General features: G+C 72.2%; 1 protein-coding gene and 1 pseudogene. Both read right to left on the bottom strand.

Translation table 11 applies throughout. From position 1 onward, the window contains the following. Positions 1-275: 275 nt before the first annotated feature. Complete coding sequence (locus HII36_RS55165) at positions 276-893, bottom strand: ArsR/SmtB family transcription factor (protein WP_173531383.1); 618 nt, start codon at positions 891-893, stop codon at positions 276-278. 22 nt (positions 894-915) lie between these two features. Next, positions 916-1,383 (bottom strand): annotated as a pseudogene (locus tag HII36_RS55160) (hypothetical protein); the annotation flags it as partial.

Here is a 1,383-nt window from a genome sequence, read left to right as displayed (position 1 = left end):
GCGCCGGGTGACGGGCATGGGTCCGGCGGTTCCGCGCCGGGTGGCGGGCGTGAGACCGGTGGTTCCGGGGCGAGTGGCGGGCGTGAGACCGGTGGTTCCGGGGCGAGTGGCGGGCGTGAGACCGGTGGTTCCGGGGAGAGTGAGGGGTGCGGGCTGGTGGTTGCGCCGTGCGTTAGGGGCGGCGGCCGCACGAAGATCGGCCGCCGCCGGGAGGCCCGGCCTGACGGGTGGTGGTGTTCAGTGCCACCGGGAGGCCGGGCGCGTACCTGATCTTCTCACCGCGCCCGCCGGTCGGCCGGGGAAAGTGCGGCAATCGTACGATCTACCGGATGAACCGCCACCAGCAAGCGGTGCGGGCGCGAGGACGGTGCTGAGTCGTCGTGATATTTGCTGACCAGGGTGGCCACTGCCCCGGCGAGCTCCCTGGCGAAGTCGGCTCTGGCCGAGGCGGAGGTGAAGCGGATCTCGCCGTCCACGGCGAATGTGGGGGTTGTGGACGGCGCGTCGGCGGAGGCGGCGACCAGCGCCCCCACCTCGTGGATGACTCGCGCGGCCAGCGCCACCAGCCAGCGTGCCGACAGGCGGTCCGGCGCCCGGGCCGGGTCGGGCTGGACGGCGGCCAGCGCGACCGGCGAGATCACGTACGAGCCCGCCACCGCCCGCATGACGCGTTCCGTGCAGTTGCCCTTACGGCGTTCCTCGATGAGTTCGATCAGCCCGTGGCGTTCGAGAGTGCGCAGGTGGTAGTTGACCATCTGCCTGGCCAGCCCGAGCCGGGCGGCGAGCGTGGCGGCCGAGGCCGGACGGACGAGTTCGGCCAGCAGCCGGGCGCGCACCGGGTCGAGTGACGCCTCGGCGGCGGCCGGGTCCTCGATCACCACGACTTCGCGCATGCTTCAACGCTGACACCGACAATTATTTCTGTCGAGGACACTGGGTGGGACGGCGGCCCAGGAAGGCGAGCAGGCGATCCGCCGGGGACGCGGACGGCGGCACCGGAACCGGGGCGGCGAACCTGCTGGGACGGTCCGCGGCCGTGACGAACAACCCGGCCAGATCCAGCAGTTCCTCCGCCATGGACGCGGGCATCGGACGGTGCTCGCCACACGCCCTGGCGACGTCCCAGCCGTGGACGGCGATCTCGATCGACCCGACGGCGGCCACCATCGCGCCCGTCATCCGGCAATCGGAGATCGACACCTCGTCACGCTCGATGGTGTTCGCCCACGTGCCGAGCACCCGCACCGCGCTGTCCCTGAGCAGTAACGCCGGATTACCCCAGAGGGGAGATCCCGGACCGGCCTGATGCGGAACCGGCAGTCGGCCACCGAAGGGGGACGCCGAACCGGCCCGCCCGGGAAACCCCAGGTCACCGGCCCCAGA

It is taken from the genome of Nonomuraea antri, assembly GCF_013283785.1.
Taxonomy (GTDB): Bacteria; Actinomycetota; Actinomycetes; order Streptosporangiales; family Streptosporangiaceae; genus Nonomuraea; species Nonomuraea antri.
Note: the sequence above shows the minus strand (reverse complement) of the source record. Positions and strands in the feature narration are given on the sequence as shown.